The sequence below is a fragment of the Aliiglaciecola sp. 2_MG-2023 genome (genome assembly GCF_030548145.1).
GTDB classification, from domain to species: domain Bacteria; phylum Pseudomonadota; class Gammaproteobacteria; order Enterobacterales; family Alteromonadaceae; genus Aliiglaciecola; species Aliiglaciecola lipolytica_A.
Genome location: NZ_JAUORY010000009.1, coordinates 148,212 through 171,391, shown reverse-complemented (window position 1 = coordinate 171,391; position 23,180 = coordinate 148,212). Strand labels below are relative to the sequence as shown.

Below are 23,180 nucleotides of genomic sequence, written 5' to 3'. Positions count from 1 at the left end.
TTACTCCAAAGTCTCAGCGACAGGACTGCCTAACAAATCCGTGTGAATAAAAATAACTTTAGTATTTGGATCGATTTCTTCTATATCCACCCTAGCTTGACCAGCATATAGCCAACTTGAGGAGCTCGGGGATGTACATTGACGATAAAAAACACCGAAGTGATAAGTAGCAGGAACAGTAATATTATTGATGTATTTATACTTGATATAGCTCCAACGCTGATAGAGAGTAGAAATAAGCTGACCGTTTCTTCTAACTGATATTTTGTAACTGTTTAAATTTGAACAACGGCTAACATCTGCTGTATTGGTCCACTGTATTTTAACCGTTCCATTGTCATCAATGGTTGGTGCTAGCACTGCCCCATTAACGGGAAAAAAAGATAAAGTGATTAATAGTGAGAATAATAATTTAATTGTACTTGTCATAGTAATATCAGCTCCATGGTTACTTGACTTTTAGCGTGCTATATCCAGAAGCATGACATCGCCATGATTCAATTTTATTGTTTGCGGAATTTGAATTTCTTGGCCTGAGATTAGCTCAAGTCCATATTTACCAGTGTGAGTACCCATTTCGATTTCAACAACGTGGTTGGGATAGGGATTTGCCAGCAGCAATCTGAACTCAGTTTTGTTTTCATATCTTAAATAAATGGCTCGAGCAGAATCGTCTTCGATAGAAACAGATTCAACAGCAGACATTACGGTATCATTAGTTTTGACTTCTAAAGCTGCTTGATAGAAACGTAAGAGAGAATTAGTGTCTTGAAGTTGGGAATCAGCATCTTTATCTTTGTCTAAATTTACTGCGTCTTCAAACCAAGGAAGATAACTTCTATTCCAGTCAAGCGTCACTTCATCTATCCAAGGCGTATGACCAGAATTGAAACCAGCGTTCTGAGTTTTGTCCCAAAGCATGATCCCTCGCTTGTATATATGCTCGCCTATATTGCGTTGCGAGATACCCAATTCTTCACCATAATATACAGAAATATTGACCGGACTAAACACGCTCAAGGCCGCGATTATTTTTTCTTCGCCATCATTGTTTACCGTCAATCCTTTGTATCTGACGACATCGTGATTATTCAAAAACGTATAAATTTGCTTATCTTTGGGCTTAAAGTCCAAAAGCATTTTATAATCGCTCTGAATAGATTGATTGATGAGAGAGCCTGTTTGCATTTGGCTTTCTAATTTTAATGTCTCCTCACTTAATGTGTCTCTAATCCCATTAAAAAACTCAAAGTTAAAGACTGCATCGAACCCGTTCTCAATCTTCAAATACTGAGAGCTTGTTTCAATATCAGCAAAAGTTTCTCCAATGACAAATACTTGAGGGTCGATATCTTTGATATAGCCAATCAATTCAGAAATAAGTGCAAAATTCGAAGCTGTATCCTCTTGTAGTGGGTTGGAACCTTCTTCAACCAAATGCCTTGCTGCATCAATCCTAAAACCATTTACTCCTTTATTAATCCAGAAGTGAAGTATGTCCTTTACTTGCTGTCTAACCTCATCATTCTTAAAATTCAAATCTGGGCTGGCATAGCCAAATAATCCATAGTAATACCCATCACGTTCTTTTTTGGTATGCCAGACAGATGTAGCAGGAGATGTTTCATCCCAAGGTTGCCCATAATCTTCAGGTAATTCACCGTTCCACCTATAAAAATCTTGGTAACTGCCATCCTTAGAATATGAATTCACAAACCAAGGATGCTGGTCAGATGTATGATTTAACGGAATGTCTAAGATTATTTTTAATCCATTGGCATGCGCTTCACTCAACAACTTATCGAAGTCTTCCATTGAGCCAAAATCGAAATTTATCGATTTGTAATCAATAACATCGTAACCGTGATTAGAAGGACTCGCGAATATTGGACTCAACAAAATAGACGTGACATTGAGTGATTTGATATACGGGATTTTTTGAGTAATTCCTTTTAGGTCGCCGTTTCCATCATTGTTGGTATCGAAGAATGACCTTACCCAGACGTGATAGATGACATTATTCTTCCAAGAAGGGTCTAAAGGCTGTTTTTTAACTACGGATACATCTTTTTTAGCCAAATCGACATCGATATTTGGCTGGCAAGACACGCAAAAAGATAAACATAATAAGGTAAGAGAAAGCTTAGTCATAAAGTGAGTCCATTCGACTGCGTTTTAAAATCCTTGATTTAGTTAGACTTCCTCGTGCTATGAATAACTAAATTTATTTCGGTACAAATGTTTACCGTAGAGCCAAAATATCACCATTAATCCGAAGGAGCAATATAGATAAACCAAATTATTCTCAAGTATTTTGACCCATTCAAACTTTACGTGATTATTTACACATGCTTGGTACCCGGGCACAGTGAATGGTAGATCTTTCGCCTACAACTTTTATTACAAGGAATTGGTGGTCGTGGACCAGTCTGCTATCCAAACGCTGGCAAATGTGCCTGACGCTTATGCCGTGATGTCACCGGCGGAGTATCTTGCCGAACTATATGCAGTCTATTACTACCTGGATGCAGACATCAGTTTTCTGCCCGAACCAATCAGGGCATGGTTTGAAGAGAATATTGGAGTGCGTGGCTCTCAGCTAGATTAGTGAATCATGTGAAACAGACATTATCCTACTGATTCATCTAAAGAGGGACTATAACATAATTTCAAAACCGAAGAGTTGAACGTTCGTTTTTTCCAACAGTTAAACTTACTGTTCAACCGATTAAACTATTCTGAGGAATATGACTCTAGAGGCAAGTTTAAATGTCCGCTCTTTGTCCAGACTGTGTGAAAACCACTAAAGCAACTGCGTCTTTGCCGGATCTAGCCCACTTTTTGCAAAACTAATGTGCAGTTTCTTTTTTAAGTTTCAGGTTTATCAAGAATTGTAGCTGATACGAAAATAAAATAAGTGGTGAGCAGGTTGTTGGGCTTAATTAGGCAACTTAACGGTAAAAAAAGCCGCGATTATGCCTTCATTGCTTGTATCAGTGTCGGTACGCCAAATATCGATATCATTCGTCTAAGGTTATAAGCCAACACATGCAGGCTCATCTCGGTTTTGACGTTTTTTAACCTTCTCATTAAAAAGTGAGTCGACCCCATCCACATTTTAATTGTGCCAAACGGGTGTTCGACGGTTTGTTTACGCAGAACCGTCGTTTCTGGTGACTCATCTAATGTCGTTTGCATCGTATCTATTAGTTTTTCGTGCACCCATCGCCTCATTCGTCTGGGGTCACGTTTAGCTGTAGTGCATTTTGCTCGAATAGTGCAATCGCGACAGGCAATATGATTGAAGTAAACATCTTGCTCTAGGCCACTATCAAAGACCCGCATTCGATTTTGTAACTCTTCTCCCGCAGGGCAAATATAAATATCCTTTTCTTTGTCATATTTGAATAACGATTTATTAAAAATGCCTTTGAGTTTGGCACCCGATGTATCGCTTTGGGGGATAAGTGCGGTGACACCAATATCGTCCAATAACTTGATATCGTTTCGACTAAAATAACCTTTGTCTGCGATAACGGTGATGTCCTGTTTATTGAGTGCTTCCTGAACTTGTTTGGCGACTAATGTGAGATACCCCATGTCGGTAGATTGAACAATGTCATGGCTGACAATTAGATGATGTTTGGTATCTACTGCGCTTTGCACGTTATAGCAAACTTGCCTGTTCAGATGATGTAACTTCATTAATCGAGAATCAGGGTCGGTAAGTGATACTTGTTTATCTGGATGCTCTTGAACGGTTTCCTCCATTTTTTTGAGTTCTGCCAAGCGTTTTCTTAACCACTTAATTTTTGATGATGATGCTTTTTCTTCAGTTTGCTGATTGTCTTTGTCTTGCTTATCTAATCCGTCAAGATACTCTTGAATACTATTTTCAACGCGCGTGATATGAAACTTTACTTTGCTAGATGTGTAGTTTCTTGATTTATTGTTGACGGCTTTAAACTTGCTACCATCAATGGCAATCAGTGACTCGGAAAACATGTTCATCTGGCGACATAGCTCGATAAACTGACGGCAGACCCCTTTAACTGCTTTGCCATTATCTTTTCTAAAATCAGCGATAGTTTTAAAATCGGGTGTTAAGCGCTCAAGTAACCACATCAACTCAACATTCCGATGTGACTCTTTTTCGAGTCTACGGGAAGATTGAATGCGATTCAGATAGCCGTAAATATAGAGTTTAAGTAAGGTTGCAGGATGATAACCGGGGCGACCTGTACGTTTGGCATGTACTCGTTCAAACCCTAGTTCAACCAAATCGATTTCATCCACAAATACATCGATAACACGAACAGGGTTATCATCAGTGACAAAATCGTCTAGTGCTTCAGGAAATAGAGTCGTTTGTTGTCGTCCTTGGTCTTGAATGTGATGAGACATAGCAGCGCACTTGATGTTTGTGATACTACTAATTTTACCCTATGACAAAACAGTTTTGGCGGCTTAACTAGACTGATTGATCATATGAAAAAGCTGCTTAGACCAAAAGATGATCAAGACAGAGTTTTCACACAGTCTCGGTCGTAAGCCGTCGTTCAAAGACAACGAAACCAATTACCGCTATTCGCTCACTTCCGTCGGTCAAGGTTGAGTACCAATACCGACCGTTGAAGTTCACGTTAAGTAACGATTTACCAAGAGTTGAGTTTTCTACCAAGATATGATTTAAGCCATAGCAGTGAGGTCATGGTCGAAGAACCCCTCCCCCCATTGACGAAACAATTGACAACAATGTCATCGCAATGACTACGATCACACCAATTACGCCAATTACGCCAATTGTTAATATCGCATTGCCAGTGGATTTCGAAGTACCAACGATGGATGCTTTGATAGTCTTCCTAAAAACTTGTTGGCGCTTTACGGATAAATCCATCTTATCGTAGAACATTCCAATTAAATGGGCAGAAAAGTTGTTGTTCTCTGTTTCATTCAACAACATCGCCCCGCCCCCAGGCAATGGGAAGCGTGTAATGTTGTCGCATAAATTCGTTACCAATACTAGCTCATTTACTTTGGTTTTATTTGTAGGCGATATTGAGGGAAGGTCTTTCTCTTGAGCGGTTTTTGTATACCAATTAAGGAAAGCCTCATGTGAATTGGGAGGGCATGCAATTAACTCAAGCTGATCGCGCTTTAGCATGTGTGCGGGTATTTCAATATTTGAATGTCGGGCATTTGTCACGACTGCATGTTCTATGTCAGTCCATTGAGTATATTTCTTTTGAATGACTTTTTCTGCCAGCTCAGATGCATCCTTAGTTCGTAAACCAATATAAAATGCCTCTTTGAGCGGACTGACGACATTATTATAGATTTCCAAATCTTCATTTTTGGAACTAAAATACAATTCCATCGGAGTATCACAAGTGAGAGATTTTTCTAGTAGCTGTATTACTGATGTAAATGAAAAGCCGGTCTTGTTACATTGTGCAATCACGGCCTTTTTTTCTGTCGTGAGTATTGCTTTTAAAACGGCTAATTCTATTTGATTTTCATGCTGACTTGTTGTTAGGTGGCTATAGCTTTTGAGGATGGACTTTTTGCGCTCTTCAATTGGTTTATTATCTTGCTCAAAAAAATTAAATTTGGTGGAAGAAACACCTAGATTTAACAAGTATACGTCGGTGGCTGAAAAGAAATGTGTTAATTCTGGTAAGTCCGCTAGAGATAGCTGGCTGTGACGAAGTTTAGCGCCAAAAAAAAATTTGCATCAGATGTGGGTAAATTCTACACATAAATACTTGGTATTCGTTGTATGGCAAATGCTCTGACTCATCTAGAGATAGTCGACCTTCGATTATTTGATCCAAAACCCTAACAGTATCATGTTTAGCTGTACTTCGTTGCAACGCAGCTTCTAATTGCTCACTTTTAATATTTGCTTTTAGCAACGATAACGCCGCACTAAAGTGGTGGTCATCAATCAAGTAATTAGGGTACATGTTTGAACCTTTTTGATTTTAAAAGCAGTCTATGGTCGACAAGGTGGCTATGAAGACGTCTTATGTTATAGAGTATTTATATGTAATCAAATAAATCGGTTTTTGCGTCACTTCGCGTCAGTGAAATTCTTGGTTCTCATGTGTCCTTAGTCGCCAATCTTCCGTAATTGGAATACTAACCAAAAACATCGCATACTTTAAAGTAATTAGGTAACTCGAACGGCCGGTCCTCAAAACGGTCATACAAATTGAAAGAAAAATTACTAACTGACATCTTGTCTACGACAAAGTCGCTCGGTAATTAGACCGACAGTTTCCCTTGGTAATCACACTAGTACACTTGTTCATTGTGATTACCAAGGGAGACTGAGACTGCATCAGTTGCTGTTTCTTCCATATAACTTTTATTTTTACTCATCCATAAAACTCTATCAAAATGCCTATTGTTATGAGCCTATTAAATGATCACCTATCAGATTCCGATCCGTTTTTAAGTTGTTTCAATCCATGTTTTGGATCCAAGCCTAACGCTTCACAGTACTGCACATATTCATATACAAAAAGTTTTCGCTGTCCTTTTTCTATTTTACTGACTGTTTGGAAAGGCTCGTCTAATAGTAAGCCTAACTCACGCGCAGTCATGCCCTTCTTAATACGCTCATTTTTAAGCCAAGAAAGCAATCGGGTGTAACTTTGGTCATTGGTGGACTTTTTCATCTTGTCCCTATTATGACGACATGGTACGATGTCCCGAAATTAGGGACGAATGGATTGAAAATTTGAAGTATTGTGTCAGATTTTAGCTGGCCTATTTCAAAATGATAATGAGATTAGAATTCCTAAGTCTACTGAATAGAAGAAGTTAGCTGTCCTATTTTGAAATATTTGTCCATCAGCAAAATATGATAATGAATATCTAGCATCTAAACTATAAACACGAGGTGTTTTTCATGAGCAATGAAGATAGAAATAAGAATAGCCAATATACAATGTTCAAAACATTGGACGATACCGGTCTGCATTCAGCGCATATTACTATCTCAAACCCAACAGATTTGGCCATAAGGGTTGACACATCTAACTCAGGCAAAACCACTTCCCAATTGACAATTGAAATCGCAGGTGAGGACTTTGATAAATTAACGAAAAATTGGGTTGAGATGAGGTCTAAGGAAGAGCGGGGTTGAAGCATATACCGATAGCGATTTACGTTATAGATGTTGTGGCATTAAGGGAAACTCTGCCGCAAGCCAGCCAAGGATATTGCTTTCTAATCCGAGATGAAGAGAGGGGAATAAATATCTCGGCCTCAAGCGGCCGAGTTTCAAGAGCTGTTTAGCTTAAGCAACACCGCCAAGTGCAATAGTATTAATATATTTCAAAGCATCATAAATATTCACCCGCGCTACAGCAACTTTAGCTGTGCAGCTAAGCTCCAATATATGTTCGGGTTCGTGCTATTTGGAGGCGGGTTTGTCACTGTCAGCCCATGTGTTAATTTTAAAACTATTTGTTATTCGTCGTTTACCGCAGTTTCTAATAATTGTACTTTTAAATTAAATTGATCATATAGCCGCTTAGATGAAGATGAGCATACTTTTGCTACTTTTTTGCACCAGTCTATATAAGCTAACTTCCGTTCAAGCGACCACTGGCTAGGGATAGAAGATACGTTAGATATTACTTCAGCTAATTTGATTGATTGCGCAGCATTACTCCCTATGGAAATCTGATTAAGTAATTCTATTTTTTTATCATCAGAATTTTCCGCTGAGTTGCACGTCAGCTCTAGAACTATTTTTGAAACTTCGCTTCCAAATAGGTACTTTAGACCAATACTGGTAACCTCAGTATCTTCTAAAATGTTATGCAAAACTGCCGCTATAAACATATTTTCATTGCTATTTGATTCATAAAACTGGATGAGTTGCACCACTTCAATCAAGTGGTTTACATATGGCTCGCCAGTACTCTTACATTTTTGGTTCGCATGATGTAGTGAGGCAAATTTAATCGCAGAATGTAGAGAGCAGGAATGCTGATATCCGTATAATTTAGCGCTGAACACACAGCGAATTAGTGTCTCATAGGGTTTCATCTCATCTGTAGTGGTATGCTCAATAGGTAATGTTGATAAGACAACAGCATGTAGTTCATTGCCTTTAAGACTGCTATTTGAAATTAAGCATTGATATTCGCTTGGCAACTCATATACGTCAAAATTTCCTAGGCCGGCATAGAATCCGTATAAATATTTCTTGCGCTCTGGACTGTAATAAAGAGATTTAGCCGCTATCCAGTTGCTAATATTTTTTAACGCTATCTTAAGACTTGTATCGTACCCCATGATTTCTCCCGTCTAGCTTTCTATTAATACGCTGAATCTAACTTAAGTAGCCAAGCCTGATGTACGAATAGGAGAATTAGGAGTGTGAGTTCATATCATCATTATTACCGTTACTTAGCCGAATCTTAATTCATGAAAAATAAGCGGTCAATGAAAAATAAACGTAACCATTTGTATTTAATACACTTTTAAAATAAATGATTGACAAAATATCAAAGAAAAACTCTCTATCAGAACATTTAGCTGTTGGTAACCATTAACAAATGTAAATCAATCACCCCTTATATAAAGGAAATTATAAGAAGGATTATAAAAATGGCAGATTTTAAAAAGATAGAAGAATTAGAAAAACGATTATGGTCAGCAACTGACTCACTTCGAGCCAACACAGGCTTAATAGCGCAAGAGTATTCCCGACCAATACTAGGCTTAATTTTCCTTAAGTATGCTGAATATCGTTTTTCACTCGCAAAAAGTATGATTGAAGAGCAAAACAGTTCACGGCGTCGAGGTGGGGCTTTATTTGGTCATGGTATTAAATCAAAAATTCAAGCAGAAGGCGCTATGTATGTGCCGGATGATGCACTCTACTCTAATTTATTGGCATTACCAGAAGGTTCAAACATCGGTATTAATGTTAACAACTCCATGAAAGCACTTGAAGCAGATAACGAAGCAATTAAAGATGCCCTGCCTAAAACTTATACTCGCTTTGAAAACGATATACTCAAAAGCTTGCTTAAAAACTTTAACGACATCGACTTCAGCCTTGGTTCTGATATTTTCGGTCGAATTTACGAATACTTCCTTAATGAGTTTGCTAAAACAGAAGGTCAAGGTGGTGGTGAGTTCTTCACGCCCTCAGCATTAGTAAAGCTAATCACAGAAGTGATTGAACCTTATCAACGGTAATCGTTTTAAACAAATTTTGGTTAACTTTGTATCTAACGCAATTAAGTTTACTTTAATCGGTAGAGTAGAAATTAGAATATCTGTAGAAGCTAAAGCTTTAGAATTTACAGTGAAAGATACGGGTATTGGAATGTCTCAGGAAACCATTGATACGTTGTTTGATCGCTTTTCTTAGGCAGACACCTCAATAACACGAAAGTTTGGCGGCACTGGATTAGGTATGTCTATTTGCAAAAATTTAGTGAATTTGATGCAAGGTAATATCACCGTCTCTAGTGAACTAAAACTAGGTGTTGAATTTACCGTTACGTTACCGCTAGAACGGGCAGAAACAACAATTTATAACGAACAGGCTTTCAGATCTGAATTACCTAATTTGAGCAATAAACGAATATTATTGGCAGAGGATAATCAGATCAATCAAATGGTATTTCAAGCTATGCTTGAAGCAACCAAAGCAGAGTTGGTTATAACAAATGATGGGCAACAGGCAGTCGATTTATTCCAAAATGGACAATTTGACATTGTATTTTTGGATATTCAAATGTCTGTGATGGATGGGATCGAAGCTTGCCAGCTTATTCGGCGAATTTCTAAAGATGTACCATTAGTGTCTCTAACTGCCAATGTATCTTCTCAGGATATAAAAAAGTATCTAGCTGTTGGGTTTGATTATCATATTGGTAAACCTATAGACCTAGAGGCGTTATTTATGCCACTTAAAACTTTGGTGTAGGCATTTTGAGTTTTATTACCTCGACTATTATTCGAGAAACAGTGAATGTAGGCAATGTCGGAATTTTTTTCGTTAGTAGATTGGTAAAAATCGACACACTCGCCAAAATCTTCAGTCCATTGAGTATCTACAAACAAGACACCTATAATTCCGGAAAGGTTGTCATGCCCGCAATAGAGTTCTTATTAGACAGTTCACTTATAAATTAAAAGCCAGCATAAAGTGCTGGCTTTAAAAATATCAACTCGTTCTACTACAGGATATAAATCACTTGTCTAGAGACTTTTTATTTTCCAATACTATTGAAAAAAGAAAGTAACCTATCCAGCTAAAAAGTAGTGTCCCTAAAAGCCATAAAGCTTTTTTTGTTCCTGAATGTTTATTCGAAATTAGAACAAGGACTATAGGCAAAAAAATTATCAGTAATACGAACAATACTTGAACATATCCAATAGATCCCATCATTTGCTCCTTAGTGAACTTTACATGTAACGGTAAGACCAGTTTCAGTCTCTTTCGATGAACAAGTCATAGAGATACCACTTCCTGTACCACCACCATTAATCGTGACTGGAATGTTTAGTCTGTTGATCGCTTCTAAGTAATTGTTTACGTTAGTTTCACCGGACAATTCAACTGGCGCACCAGATGCGACAGCTGTAGATGTCTGGTTAATGGTGTTATTTTGACTATCAACCATCTCGATAAACTCCCCCGATAAGCTACCATTAAAGCTTATTTTAGCAGTACTACCATCTGAAAAAGTAATATCTAATATATAAGGGTAATCTTTAGTTAAATAAAACATATCCATTATTTGATAGATTTGATAATTTAGATAATCCTCAAATGTGCGATTTTCAATTGCATAATCCATAACATCATTAGATTTATTTGATTTAACAACATCATAGGCACTATCTGCGATTTCGCTTGGGATTGTTACATCAAGAGCGCTAATTTTAGCTGCCCCCCACAAATCTAACAATGTACTTACTTTTTGAATTTCGTCAGTGGTAGGTACGAGAGTTATAATATGAACAGAAGGTGGAACCCCTGGCTCTTGAGTAATTATATTTATAACTCTATACTTTTTATGCTGAGCAGCAGGACGATTAACCACCGTAACGGTGTTCATAGAACCTCCGTGGTCTATGGCATCGAACCTAGCTTTTGTTTCAAAATCATATTCCGAAACGCAACTGTCACAATAACTAAATAAATTTTCACTTAAGCTCAATTTTGAGTAAAAACTACAGATAACTACTAAACTTACAACTATATATTTCATTACAACTCCAATTAAATAATTTTATATTCCATTTTAGAAATTTTATATTTGGGTACGTTCTTGTGCCTTATTATCGAGCTAATAGAACCCGCCCTAAAATTTCGGGTGAGGATGTTATCATGTTAAAACCAGTGATAAAAGGTAATATTTTTATACACCCTTTGGAGCAAATGAATTGGCGAATGATAAAAATACTTCTACATCAAAACTTTTTACTAGAGCATAAATATCCACACACAAGGAATAATTGTTAACAGCAGTTTAAATTTCGCCTTTTTCGGTGATGGAGGTACGCGAGGTAACTGATAACTGAATGCACGGTTAAAGTACCTCTTTTACGATAACCTTCTAATCTATTTTCACGTACCATGGCAGGAATTGCTCAATATCGATTTCTAAGTTGATAGGCTGCGACAGCAGGTGCATTAGGTAACCGAATAACAACTAAACCAATTGTTTTGGCGGTTTCGATGATTGCTTAAAGCACTGCAACAGCCAATCATAAGAGGCTTTATCTCGTGTTCAGCGGGTGCTAGCAATGTGGATTTTGGTCGTGGTCACAACCACAATTTTAAACGCTGAATCAGGTGCTTGCTGATTACATGAAGGACGCGTTTATGCCCTCAGGGGCGTGTTCACAAGTAGAGTCAAGTCATCCGCATAGCGGGCAAATTTGCTAACGCATTTCTTTAAATCTTTGTCCAAAGGATCGATAATTATGTTCGCTAAGAGCGGTAATAATGCCTTGCATCTGTTTCACCGCTTGTTGTCCATTTCGACTTGATAAAGCTAAAATGTGTGATTCATAGAGATCGTTTCAATCTTGAGATCTCTAAATCTAGTTTGTAATTGGCATCCTGAATCTTTTCATTACTAATTTCATAGTTATCTAAAACTTCATCTGAGAAAGGTGTTCCGTTTGAGACTATGAAATACTTTTCCATTGGCGTTTTACCTTTATGCACGCCGTGTGGACGATTCCACTTGTAGTAGTGCTGCCATTCAGAGAGTTGATTATCCAAGTAATCAGAATCAATATCTACAGTTGCGTAGAATTCGGCTCTATCCGTTTTTTGCGAACGCTCGACCTTTCCATTTAAGTGTGGCGATGCCGGTTTATTTGGACGAAATTAATACCTAGTGTCATCATTTGATTCTGAACTTTCTCAGCAAAAAACTCTCTACCTCGATCTGTTTGGAAACGTCATCTCTTCAACCACTGCGTCAATAAAGTCTAATGTGTTTGCAGCTGTACTGTAACCCTCCCTTTTATCGATCACATTTAAAGAAAGTTTCCCTGATTGTAGCCGTAGGCTGAGATAACATAAATATACTGGTCACATATATGCCACAATATAGAGCAAAGTTACTTTCTTTAGGCTAACCCTATTTAGTATTAGTTAAAGTTAGGTTTACAATAATGACACACTGTATGTTAAAACAGTTGTTATGGACTTTTTCTTATAAATATGAGAAATTCTCTTACAATAGTACAAAGCATTTAAATACATTTGATTACATAACGGATTATTATGAACAAATTAAAAAAGAGCATTACTGTCAGGTTTTTCTCAATTGAAGCTGAGAACTCTTTTTTTAGTGAGTTTATTTCCAATTACCAAGCTAATCAAAGTAACGATAATCAAACTCGGATTATCAACATTCGAAATAAGAAGCACTTAGTAAAAGCATTTAACTCTACCAAGCTAAATGTTTTTCCAGTAACAGTAGTTCGTGAAAGGAATACATGGCAAACAAAAGCCACAAGCGATGGTAAGATTTCCTCCATAGCGATAAACCAAGGTATTATTGGTGACCCATATTTTTTTAAAATAGTACCAAATTTAAAGCTTGTTATCGGCTTTACGTCGGGGCCAAGTGTTAGCTTGAAAAGCGTTGGAACGTCATTGTTGGAACAGTTCAGTAATAATAGATCAAGTAAAATTAAATTAGAGCTTATTCCAAAAGAAAAAGAGTTTTCAAAATTAACTGAAATAAGTGATTACAGTAGTCTGCATTTTAAAATAGGAACATCGTCACTTTCAGATGTATCTGAAAATGCCCCCCAGTTAATTCGAGATTTAAGTTGTGCTCCATACCTAGAGAGCAACATGCAACTTGCTTTAGATTTTGCCATTGATGAAAAAGAAGATTCGGGTTTATCAAAAGAGAATGTCATTGAGATTGTAAATTATTTATCAAATCATGATGACTGTACACTTTTAAAAGTTAAAGGAAAAAATGAAGACGGCTCTGTAGTTCATTTAGATTTTGGTAATGCATTCTTTAATTATAAAACTGAAATTACTACACGCCATAAATATATCGATGAAAAAGCTGCTCAAGAAGTTTTAGAAGCAGCCCTAACCAGTTTTAAATCCTTGTAATAACGAGTGCATAATCGTTATTTTATTTAGACATTGATAATATTTCTTTTCTGGTTATAGGGTGAATGCCAGCCAACACGTCATTATTGAGCAACTCTAAAAGTTTATGTAAAGAACCTACTTCAATATTATCAGCAAGCGTTTCATTAATTTCTTTAGAAGCTTCACGAGATAAACCGATATTAATTAATTCAATCACTCTATCGTCACTTGCTCCTATTTCAATAAATGTATGTAACTTAGTACTCGATAGTTCTAATTTTTTTAGGGCTATAACATTTGTTAGTAATACTTGATAGCACCGTAAAGCATTTGCCATTCTAAACCTAATATCATTATTAATAACTTTAATAACATCCCTCACGGCTTTATTAGGGTTTATTCCATCCCCCTTATTTTTGCGTTTTTCCATCCATAAGATTTGTTCATTTATAATCTCTTTTAAACTATCACCTTGAACCCATTTAGCGGCAATAACGCACATGTATGACATATGATATTCTCCAGTCGGAGCATAAACACCAAACTCCTCCAACTTCTCACAGACTTTTACTAATACGCTATAGAGACTTTTTGATTTTGGATGGGGTAATATCCAATCAGTCAAATCATCAATTCCATTCAAAAAATTAAACAATTTGTTTTGTTGTATATAACCAATAGTAGGACTTGCTTCAAGTGTGAAGGGTGCAACTTTCAAGCTTCTATAAGCAATTTTAACTGCGTTCTCCAAGGCAGTAATTTCATGTTGGCTTAACTCTAACTCAGGAGACTCTAAAGTGTTATATAATTTCCCTTCTGCAATTTCTTTAATCAATTTGTTTGCAATAGTGTAAAACTTATACTGGTTGTCCTCATCGTGCGCAAAGGTTCCGGCTAATGCTTGAAATACAAAGACGAGTTCCTCATTTAAAGCTTTATAATATGTAGGGATTTTGTCTTCATCACCATCATTTTCATCGAAATAATCATCTACTTGCCATTCATCAGGTTCAACTATAAAAATATTACCAGCAAAATGTTCAAGCATTCTTCCAGCTCGACCAGTAATATTATTAATTTTGACATCATCCAATCTTTCTGGAGCACCCCTTCCTTTTGACTGCATAGGCTTAAATAAAAACAAGTTCTTGGCAGGTAGATTAACACCTTCGGCTAGTGTACTAGTACATGCAACAAATTTTATCTGATCCTCTTTAACAAGGTTTTCTATCAGAACTCTCAATGAACTAGGTAGTGGTCCATAGTGAAAGGCAACTCCTTTGCGCAGGTTATTAGCCAATGTGAAACGATTATGGATAAACTTTTCCACATAATCTGCGGCCTCTTCAAGCTCATCAGTTGTATCAAAACTGTCTATCTTACTAGCTATATTTTGTGCAATATTTTCACAGTGGTCAGTTTGATTTCTATAAATAATATTACTTTGCCCCTGCCCAAGCCGTAAGGATATGTCTGCCAAATGTAGGCCTGTAAAGTTCTTTGGAATTCGTATACTGTCGTTGGTATTGAGTCTATTAATAGCTAGTTCTCTACCTACAAGCTTTACCTCCATCATAATTTTCGCAACAGGAGAAAAAGATGTAATTTCTTTTTTGAATTCAACATCTTTAAATACAGATGAAAAGGAATCTTGATAGCTTGCAGAAGGCATACTTACAATTACTTGAGGGAAACTATTTTCCAGCAATTTATCTATTGTTAAGTGAAGTAATACGCCTCGGCTTTCATCAGCAATATTGTGAGCTTCATCAATAAACAAAAAGTTAAAAGATATGTCACCTGATTGCAGTGCATCAAATAACCTTTCTTGAGTCATTACGAAAAATGTTCTATCGGCATAACCACCATCTTGAGGAACAGTGCAAATTTCAATTTCCTGCTCAAAACTTTGTTCTTTGGCAATTTCATATAATTTACTAGCCACTTCAGAAATTAACGCTCTAGTTGGAACGATTATCGCAGCAAAAGCACCATCTGAGTCAATCATCCGACGTGTTAAATAACTCAAGATAATATGAGTTTTTCCCGCTGAAGTTGGCGCAACAGTTATAACATCATTATCGGACATTAAGTTTTCCCAAAGCGTTCTTTGGAAGTCCGTGAGTGGAAAATTTAATTCCTCTACTGTATTCAACTCTTGTCTGAACTCCATTTCAGCTTCAGAATAAAAACTATATCTAAAGTTGAGTTCGGGATAATTATTTTCAATAAGTGTAATATTAGGAAAATCACCTGCGCTTGAAAATACCTTATTCGCAATACCTATTACCTCTGGGTATGTATCACCAGATACATCTATAAGCATTGAGAGCAATGCTGCCCCTTCTTTTCGAAACTTGCTATCATTAACCTGATATAAGTATTGGGCTACTGAAGCCAACTGTTTTACATGTTTCCTATCAAGCTCCCCATTACCTCCAACCATCTTGAATATATAAGAGCGAAACAATTCATTGCTAGCACTTTTAAAGTCGTCACTAGCCATAGCTTTTAAAGTAAGCTTTTTTACAAATTCACTCATTTTTTAATATCCATATATTTAATAAATTGCTTAACGAGATCATCAATACACTCGAAAGGTAATATCATCAGTACCGTTTTATTGACAGGCAACTCTTGTTTTTCAAGTTTCCTATAAAAATCACCTATATAATCACCAGCAATATCAATATACTTTTGTTCGAATTCATCCGGAGTACATTCTTGCAACTCAGGTTTCGCAAAACCAATGAAGCAGGAATTGTGCAATATATCTTCGAGGTCAGAATTTGAAACAGGATTCAAAATATCTAAAAGGTGATCTTCCAACTCTTCATCTAAATTTGGGAAGTCCATGAAGCTATCAATTAAATCAAACTCATCTTGATATTTATCTTTTGCAGATTTAATTGATTTAGTAGCATCACTTGCGGCAGACTTGAAATCCTTATAGAGCTTAGATTCACCAAGGAAAAGTTTAAACTTTCCATCATAAAATTGCCCATGTACACCATCTGCACCAAAAACAGGCACCTTGCGAGAAGTCTTAGTAGAGATTTTACTGAGCAACTTTGGGGCTTCTAAATAAACATCCATTAACGTAAATAATATTAACTCTCCCAACTCGCCTTGAGCTGTGTGTTGGCTCAGTTTTCGAATTGCCTTTTCAAAGAGTCTATTAGCAGCGCCATCTTTCTTGATGCCAAGTTTCTTTTCAATTTCAGAGCATTTAAAAACAAAATTAGCCATTATTCCGTTTTTAATTGCTAAAAATAATTGTGTAAGTGCGTCATTTGTATCGGCAGGAGGCAAATAAACTAGCAAAGTTTCGACACATCTTTCATCAGCTAACTGAAAGGAAACATTCACTCTTCTTAAAACTGTTTTAATTTCTTCGTTATTTTTTATTTGTGGCTCTAAACGTGCTTCCATATCGTTTTGTTACGTCCCTTTAAATTAGATCTATTTTAATGAAAACCATCTAAAAATATTATGCTATGTAGTATCATTATCAGCTTGCTCATCAGCTTCATCTTTAGCTAAGCTTGTATAGTGGAAACTGGTTAATTCAGAAGTTAAGAAATCATCCATCAATAATTTAATAAATAAATTCTTTGACACTTTAGTATCCAATTGAATCTTATCGTTGGCTGCGTTGAATCTAATTTTCCCCCTCAATGATGGGAATGCTCTACAAAATTCAACAATGCGCTGATTTTCAATGCCAGCTTTTAAAACAGGGGAATTCTTTGCTATCTTGGTGAGTTTCCTAGCAGTTGTTACATCGTCAATTAACTCATGTAAAGTTTCAGGATTTTCCAACAACTCAATAGCTTCAACAGCTTCGACCGCTAGCATAGCTTCTTTTTGTATCACTTCGTGGAAGCCAAATGACTTTTCCAACGTTTTAAGATCAATTACCAGTAAGGAATCATCAATCCTAAAAAATTGAAAATTTGAACTTAACCTGAAGAACTCTTCTTTTAACTCTTCAAACCGATGAGCTGATTTTTTCAAAAAGAAACTGGATCGCCCGTATATATTAATTTGAGCCATCGTTTTATATAATACAACTTGATTTTGTTCGTCACCTATTTCAATGATAAGAGAGGATACAGAAGTAATTTCATCATTCTCAAGATCAAAAGTATCTTGATCATCTGACTCGATCACTGACTGTAAGCCCTGCAAAGACTCAGGTACATCAATATCATATTCGTAAATAACATTCTTTCTTTCGTCAGAAGTAGATAAAGGAACAACACTTAATTCTTCATCATTAATTATTGTATCGACGAGATTTCCGACAAACATTGCTCTAATACTAGGAAGATCATCCGCTCTTATATCTAGTTTTTTCGGAACAATTTCGCCTTTCAAAAGTACATATACTGTAACGCCAATTTGTTCGATATTGTCGGAGAAGTATTGCAGCTTATTATTAAGTTCTTCCTTGTTCATTATTCAACTATTGCTCCGTAGTATATTCTTTCATCTAATTTAATGTATGACACTCGATCTAAACTTTTTAACTTACATCGAGTAATGATTATTATATTTTGCCTAGACTCATGGTTTTTGAAGTCACCATCAGCCTTATAAATATGAAATCCCAGTAATGCTAATGAAGGGTTTGCATAGAACAAATCCGTCTTTATGTAGATAACCCCCATAAAGACTAATAACAAAGCTAACACAATCAAATATCGAGTACTTTCAAAATCAAAGGTTACCAATGGAATTATATATGTCGCCAAAAATGTTAAGTGTTCGTAGTTGATACTTTCAACCTTAACCAATTTAAAAGGAATATTGGTTGAGCCTTTTATTGCAAAATCAAATTTTTTGAATTCATACCCACCCCAAATCAAACATACAACACATATTGCCGGGACTATGATAGAAGAATTTAAATTTTCGATACCAACAAAGTGACAACTATCCCCCCAACAGATCGGAATCTTCGCCGTAATTATTATGACTAACAAAAATAATAACCAAAGAGAAATAATGTATAGCCCAAATTTCCGTCTGATCATTTATCCTCCTTTTTAGTAATCCCTTTCGCGATACGTTCTAATGTGCGATGAACAGTAGGTCTACCAATACCATATTTTCGTGAAAGAGCGGATATAGATTCGCCTTTTAATTTCGCTTGATATAACTCTTTAGCTTGTTTGTCTGTCAAGGCAGATGTTCGGCCAAGGTGTTTACCTTTGGCCTTCGCTTCTGCTCGCCCCTCCGCAGTTCTCGCCTTTATCAAATCCCGCTCTAGCTGAGCGAAGACTCCACACAAATTTATCATAGCGTTAGAGAAAGGATTATCATTGCTAGTATTGAATGAGCCGTCAATGATATTCAAACACGCGCCCTTACTATGAATATTATCTATCGCATCAAGAATAGACTTTAATGAGCGCCCTAAGCGATCAAGGCGTGTAACAATAACTTCATCACCTTCACGAATAAATTCAATTAATTCTTTAAGTTTTTCTTCATTTTTAATTGAAGCGCCTGATTGCTTACCTTGAAAAACTTTTTCACAGCCGAAGCCATTCAACTTGGACAGTTGAACCTTTAAATCTTGTTCTTGAGTAGAAACTCGTGCAAACCCTACTTTCATATGTACGAAACCAATACCTTTCGTACAGGCTAATCAATGACTGTACGTAAGTCAAAATCTATACATTCGTACACGAACGAAATAACAAAGGTACTTACGTACGCTAAATATATGTCGCTTACAAAGAGCAAGTGAACAAATGCGGGTTGTGAGCAATTTTTGATTTGAAAATCAAAAAATTATTTACTAAACTTATTTAAGTTAAATAACTTAATTAACTTATTTGGGTGAAGTATGGGTAGAAAAGCTGAATTTACAGATCAACAAATTATCGATGCGGGAATTATCATCGAAACAGAAGGCAAGCTTGTGAGTCCGTTTGCAATTAGAAATCGATTGGACGGCGGTAGCTCAGAACGAATAAAAAAAGTATGGGAAAAATACGTAGCCCAAAAAGAAGTGGTAGTTGATGAAAAAGTCGAAGAAATTGATCTACCAAGTGAAATTTTAGATAAATTAGAAAAGAATCAGCAAACTGCCAAACTCCAACTGGAGAAATTAGCACTTGAAAGTTATCGGGTAGCTCAACAAGTAGCTGAAAAGAGAGTTAAATCTACTATTGAGGATTACCAATCAAAAATAGCTGCGTTTGAAGAATCCGAAAACCAAGCTTCATTAGCTATCGACTCAAGTGACAGAAAAATAGATCAACTTGAATCAACTTTAGACTCTCTAAGTACGAAAAATGAAAAACTATTAGCGGAAAACTCAAAGTTACAAGGTTCACTCGACACCTTAGTTGAGCGTTCCCTCAAGTTAGAAGAAAAAGAAAAACAATACGAGAAATTGCAACGTGATTTTGGAAAGCTCGAAGGAAAATTAGAGTCATTGCAAAAACGGTAATGTTAGTTACTCTTAATTTTAATCAAGTAGTACGTATTAAAATTGGTTTATTGTACTAAGGAATTTTCCCTAAGCTGTCATTTGCAATATGCATTAAATACATATTCTTTAGTCTGAAAAGTGCTCAATGAAGTTAACTTGCTTACGACAAAATTTATAAAAAAGCTGACCTAAGCAACTGTGGAATGATGAATTTATTGCCGGTTGACTTAATGGCAATTCGGAGCGCCATTAATTGCGGTATGAATTCTAACTATTTATCCGTAGTGATTAACACTTGACAGCCGATTATAGCGTTGCAACTATAAATTTGTATTGCTTAGGTGATTCAAGGACAGCGTAATGTTTTTTATGCCGCCAATAAGGGCGGACTATTGGTGACGTAAATTAAGCAAATTTACTCAGTAATGAGCCAGCCCAATATCGGTTGCGTTAATTTTGTAAAGCGCGGAGTCTGATTAGCATTTTAGCGAATAGACTAAGGTCAGGATATTCAAACATTGCACATAGTCAACCAAGAGGCGGTTAAAAGCGTTTATGAAGGAAGCTATATGTTTGTTGTTTAAATGGTGTCGCGTAAACCTGATTTTAGTTTTAACTATTTTCGTTTTTGTGACGAGTCTATCGCTGACTCTAGTGGCATATCAGTACACTGTAGATATGGTCGCTACAAAAAAACAAAAAATCTTCCAGCAAAAAACCACCAATATTCTGGATTTAGTCCAAGAACGGTTTGCAACTTATGAACAAGTGCTTCATGGCGTGAGGGGATTGTTTGTTGGTTCAGAAAAATAAGTAGAAGCGAGTTTAAAGCCTATATAAACGAACTTAATCTGGAAGAAAACTATCCGGAAATCATTTGCGTCTCGTTCATTACTAGCATCGCGGCGAATAAAATCGAACAGCACATAGCCAGTATTCGGTCTGAAGGTTTCCCTCAGTATACTTTGACACCAAAGGGGGAGCGGGAACAGTATACTGCTATAAAATTTATCGAACCTTTTAGCGAAGGTAATTTAAGCGTTTTCGGATTCGACATGTATACCGAAAAGGCGGCTCAACTTGCAATGGATGATGCAAAACGGAGCAATGCATTGACACTTGCAGGTAAGGCAAGTCAGATAAGCGAGAGTGTTCCTGATCCTTTATCTGGTGTAAGGCTGTTTCTTACTTTGTACAGAGGGGGCGTGAATCAAGCGAATGGAATTACGGATAATTTTCTGGGTTGGATTGAGGCGTCTTTAAGTTTTAGTGCGCTAATTGAGAATATCCTTTTAAATGAGTCGCAAATTAACGTGGCAATCTACGATGACACCATTGCCAACGGAGAGTCATTGCTTTATTCCTCGAAGGGTACATCTCAACAAACCATCGAATTGCCTTTTCTTCGAACCAAACAGTTAGTGATTGCCCAACGTTCATGGACATTCGTGTTCTCAGCAGACAACCGTTTTGCCCAAACATATGACAACATCGAGCCCAGTATTGTGATGTTTGTAGGTGGATTATTTACCGTACTTTTGACTTTCCTTATCTGGACATTATCTTCCAGCAAAAGACGTGCTGAAACTAAAGCGGCGGCAATGACCCGAGAGTTGTCTGAAACAGAATTCAGGTTAAATGTCGCGCTATCTGGAGCTGCACATGGCGTTTGGGATTGGAATAACCTGACCAATGAAGTGACTTATGACTCTAAATGGAAATCCATGCTGGGGTATGCGGATGATGAGATCAAGAATGAATTTTCAGAGTGGCAGCGTTTGCTTCATCCCCAAGACAGGGAGCGGGCTGAAGCTGTTATTGATGAATTCATCAGCGGTAAAACGGAGTTCTACAGCTTAGAGCACAGGCTTAAAGCCCGTGATGGCCGATGGCTTTGGATTGTAGCCAGAGGAGACATCGTTAGCTGGACTGAAAATGGCGATGTTGCTCGCACTATTGGAACCCATACCGATATAACATCTCAAAAAAGTCTGGAGTTGGCGCTCAGAGAAAGCGAGCAACGGTTTAGAGGAGTATTTGAAACGTCGGCAATAGGAATCGCTCTGGTGGGATTAAACGGCGAATGGATCAAAGTCAATCAGTCATTGCTGGACATGCTTCAATATGAGGAGGCAGAACTTTTAAATCTGACTTTCCAAGATATTACTCACCCTGATGACATCAGCTCAGACCTTGCACAATTAAAAGCGCTTACAGCAAAGGAAATACAAACCTATCAGATGGAGAAACGTTATTTTCGAAAAGATAGCTCAATTATCTGGATCTATCTCAGTGTTTCAATGGTAACCGACATTTATGGAGCCCCTATTCACTATGTATCCCAGATTGTGAACATCACTGACCGAAAGGAGCTTCAGAATAAAATTTTGCATCAGTCTACTCATGATGAATTAACGGGCCTGCCCAATCGTCGGTTATTGTATGACAGACTATCCAGTACTTTTGCCCTAAGTCGCCGCTACAACCGCCCTATTGCGGTTATGTATATAGATATCGATCATTTTAAACAGGTTAACGATGAATATGGCCACGATGTTGGTGACAAACTGCTTAAATGGTTGGCGAACAAAATAAGTTTCTGTATCAGAACATCTGATACTTTGGCTAGACATGGTGGTGACGAGTTCGTATTGATGTTAACCGAAATCAGCAAACCTGATGACACCGTAGTGATAGCTGAAAAGATTTTTCATACGATAAGTGAAGTATTTAGTGTCGATAATATTCAGATGCAGGTTACTCTTAGTGTTGGCATTGCTATCTTCGACCCTCAGAGTTCAGATTCAATTGATGACCTTTTGAAAAAGGCTGACCTCGCGCTCTACCGGATGAAGCGCAATGGCAGGAACGGTTTCAGGCTTTATGAAGACGGAGACGAATGCTCGACGAGCTAAGACATTAGGTTCGCCAGTCAGGCTTGGGTTTTACCATCATGAGAAAATTTATAAAGGCCTTGTAATAACCGACTTTATTAACTGAAATTGGTTGCTGATATTGACATGGCTTTTTAATGGGCCGACAGATATAGAACGACCTCTACGTTAGATCAACTTCAATTCTGGGCTGAATGTTCGCCTTGTTTGCTTG

General features: G+C 37.0%; 21 protein-coding genes and 2 pseudogenes. 9 read left to right on the top strand and 14 right to left on the bottom strand.

Annotation, left to right across the window (positions count from 1 at the left end; all coding sequences use genetic code 11):
• Complete coding sequence (locus Q4567_RS11690; protein WP_216048993.1) at positions 1-429, bottom strand: hypothetical protein; 429 nt, start codon at positions 427-429, stop codon at positions 1-3.
• A 30-nt stretch (positions 430-459) separates the two neighbouring features.
• Entirely contained in the window at positions 460-2,151 is a 1,692-nt protein-coding gene (locus Q4567_RS11685) for an alpha-amylase family glycosyl hydrolase (protein WP_216048994.1), read from the bottom strand.
• Between the two features lie 268 nt (positions 2,152-2,419).
• On the opposite strand from Q4567_RS11685, the gene Q4567_RS11680 reads away from it, so the two are divergent.
• Positions 2,420-2,608 carry a hypothetical protein gene (locus Q4567_RS11680; protein ID WP_216048995.1) on the top strand — a complete coding sequence of 63 codons (189 nt, stop codon included), beginning with the start codon at positions 2,420-2,422 and terminating at the stop codon, positions 2,606-2,608.
• Positions 2,609-2,973: 365 nt separating this feature from the next.
• Here the strand turns inward: Q4567_RS11680 and Q4567_RS11675 are convergent, their stop codons facing one another.
• The 4 genes from Q4567_RS11675 to Q4567_RS11660 form a co-directional block, all read right to left on the bottom strand.
• The gene (locus tag Q4567_RS11675) at positions 2,974-4,404 is read right to left on the bottom strand and encodes an IS1182 family transposase (RefSeq protein WP_303500489.1); all 1,431 of its coding nucleotides are present in this window, start codon (positions 4,402-4,404) and stop codon (positions 2,974-2,976) included.
• Between the two features lie 304 nt (positions 4,405-4,708).
• The gene (locus Q4567_RS11670) at positions 4,709-5,641 is read right to left on the bottom strand and encodes a hypothetical protein (protein ID WP_216048997.1); all 933 of its coding nucleotides are present in this window, start codon (positions 5,639-5,641) and stop codon (positions 4,709-4,711) included.
• A gap of 73 nt (positions 5,642-5,714) precedes the next feature.
• Positions 5,715-5,969, bottom strand: a complete 255-nt coding sequence (locus tag Q4567_RS11665) for a hypothetical protein (RefSeq protein ID WP_216048998.1) — start codon at positions 5,967-5,969, stop codon at positions 5,715-5,717.
• 465 nt (positions 5,970-6,434) lie between these two features.
• Positions 6,435-6,686, bottom strand: coding sequence for a helix-turn-helix transcriptional regulator (locus Q4567_RS11660; protein WP_216048999.1), 252 nt, complete (start codon positions 6,684-6,686; stop codon positions 6,435-6,437).
• A 233-nt stretch (positions 6,687-6,919) separates the two neighbouring features.
• Here Q4567_RS11660 and Q4567_RS11655 point away from each other — a divergent pair, with 233 nt between their 5' ends.
• The gene (locus Q4567_RS11655; protein ID WP_216049000.1) at positions 6,920-7,156 is read left to right on the top strand and encodes a hypothetical protein; all 237 of its coding nucleotides are present in this window, start codon (positions 6,920-6,922) and stop codon (positions 7,154-7,156) included.
• A gap of 326 nt (positions 7,157-7,482) precedes the next feature.
• Here Q4567_RS11655 and Q4567_RS11650 read toward each other — a convergent pair whose 3' ends face one another.
• Complete coding sequence (locus tag Q4567_RS11650) at positions 7,483-8,316, bottom strand: HD domain-containing protein (RefSeq protein WP_216049001.1); 834 nt, start codon at positions 8,314-8,316, stop codon at positions 7,483-7,485.
• 315 nt (positions 8,317-8,631) lie between these two features.
• Between Q4567_RS11650 and Q4567_RS11645 the strand changes: the two genes are divergently transcribed.
• From Q4567_RS11645 to Q4567_RS11635, 3 genes and pseudogenes are all read left to right on the top strand, one after another.
• Positions 8,632-9,228 (top strand): type I restriction-modification system subunit M N-terminal domain-containing protein, encoded by a 597-nt coding sequence (locus Q4567_RS11645; protein WP_252729257.1) that lies wholly within the window; start codon positions 8,632-8,634, stop codon positions 9,226-9,228.
• Positions 9,209-9,538: pseudogene (locus Q4567_RS11640) on the top strand (ATP-binding protein); the annotation flags it as partial. The gene Q4567_RS11645 and the pseudogene Q4567_RS11640, both read left to right, overlap by 20 nt.
• Before the next feature lie 66 nt (positions 9,539-9,604).
• Positions 9,605-9,964 carry a response regulator gene (locus Q4567_RS11635; protein ID WP_303500499.1) on the top strand — a complete coding sequence of 120 codons (360 nt, stop codon included), beginning with the start codon at positions 9,605-9,607 and terminating at the stop codon, positions 9,962-9,964.
• A gap of 472 nt (positions 9,965-10,436) precedes the next feature.
• On the opposite strand, the gene Q4567_RS11630 is transcribed toward Q4567_RS11635, so the two are convergent.
• A complete protein-coding gene (locus tag Q4567_RS11630; protein ID WP_303500488.1) occupies positions 10,437-11,255 on the bottom strand; it encodes a hypothetical protein in 819 nt (272 codons plus the stop codon).
• Positions 11,256-12,058: 803 nt separating this feature from the next.
• A pseudogene (locus Q4567_RS11625) lies at positions 12,059-12,508 on the bottom strand (integrase core domain-containing protein); the annotation flags it as partial.
• 279 nt (positions 12,509-12,787) lie between these two features.
• On the opposite strand from Q4567_RS11625, the gene Q4567_RS11620 reads away from it, so the two are divergent.
• Positions 12,788-13,642, top strand: coding sequence for a hypothetical protein (locus Q4567_RS11620; protein WP_216049004.1), 855 nt, complete (start codon positions 12,788-12,790; stop codon positions 13,640-13,642).
• Positions 13,643-13,664: 22 nt separating this feature from the next.
• Here Q4567_RS11620 and Q4567_RS11615 read toward each other — a convergent pair whose 3' ends face one another.
• The 5 genes from Q4567_RS11615 to Q4567_RS11595 form a co-directional block, all read right to left on the bottom strand.
• Entirely contained in the window at positions 13,665-16,166 is a 2,502-nt protein-coding gene (locus Q4567_RS11615) for a DEAD/DEAH box helicase (protein WP_216049005.1), read from the bottom strand.
• Positions 16,163-17,056: a DUF1837 domain-containing protein gene (locus tag Q4567_RS11610; protein ID WP_216049006.1), complete on the bottom strand. Its 894-nt coding sequence runs from the start codon at positions 17,054-17,056 to the stop codon at positions 16,163-16,165. Before Q4567_RS11610 ends, Q4567_RS11615 begins: the two co-directional genes overlap by 4 nt.
• Positions 17,057-17,119: 63 nt before the next feature.
• On the bottom strand, positions 17,120-18,085 hold the full coding sequence (gene kwaB / locus Q4567_RS11605) for an anti-phage protein KwaB (protein ID WP_216049007.1): 966 nt from the start codon (positions 18,083-18,085) through the stop codon (positions 17,120-17,122).
• Positions 18,085-18,663, bottom strand: coding sequence for an anti-phage protein KwaA (gene kwaA / locus Q4567_RS11600; protein ID WP_216049008.1), 579 nt, complete (start codon positions 18,661-18,663; stop codon positions 18,085-18,087). The genes kwaB and kwaA overlap by 1 nt, the downstream gene beginning before the upstream one ends.
• Complete coding sequence (locus Q4567_RS11595) at positions 18,660-19,247, bottom strand: recombinase family protein (protein ID WP_216049009.1); 588 nt, start codon at positions 19,245-19,247, stop codon at positions 18,660-18,662. The genes kwaA and Q4567_RS11595 overlap by 4 nt, the downstream gene beginning before the upstream one ends.
• A gap of 234 nt (positions 19,248-19,481) precedes the next feature.
• Here Q4567_RS11595 and Q4567_RS11590 point away from each other — a divergent pair, with 234 nt between their 5' ends.
• From Q4567_RS11590 to Q4567_RS11580, 3 genes are all read left to right on the top strand, one after another.
• A complete protein-coding gene (locus tag Q4567_RS11590; protein ID WP_216049010.1) occupies positions 19,482-20,090 on the top strand; it encodes a DNA-binding protein in 609 nt (202 codons plus the stop codon).
• 537 nt (positions 20,091-20,627) lie between these two features.
• Positions 20,628-20,885: a hypothetical protein gene (locus tag Q4567_RS11585; RefSeq protein WP_216049011.1), complete on the top strand. Its 258-nt coding sequence runs from the start codon at positions 20,628-20,630 to the stop codon at positions 20,883-20,885.
• The gene (locus tag Q4567_RS11580; protein WP_368509320.1) at positions 20,861-22,987 is read left to right on the top strand and encodes a diguanylate cyclase; all 2,127 of its coding nucleotides are present in this window, start codon (positions 20,861-20,863) and stop codon (positions 22,985-22,987) included. The genes Q4567_RS11585 and Q4567_RS11580 overlap by 25 nt, the downstream gene beginning before the upstream one ends.
• Positions 22,988-23,180: the final 193 nt, after the last annotated feature.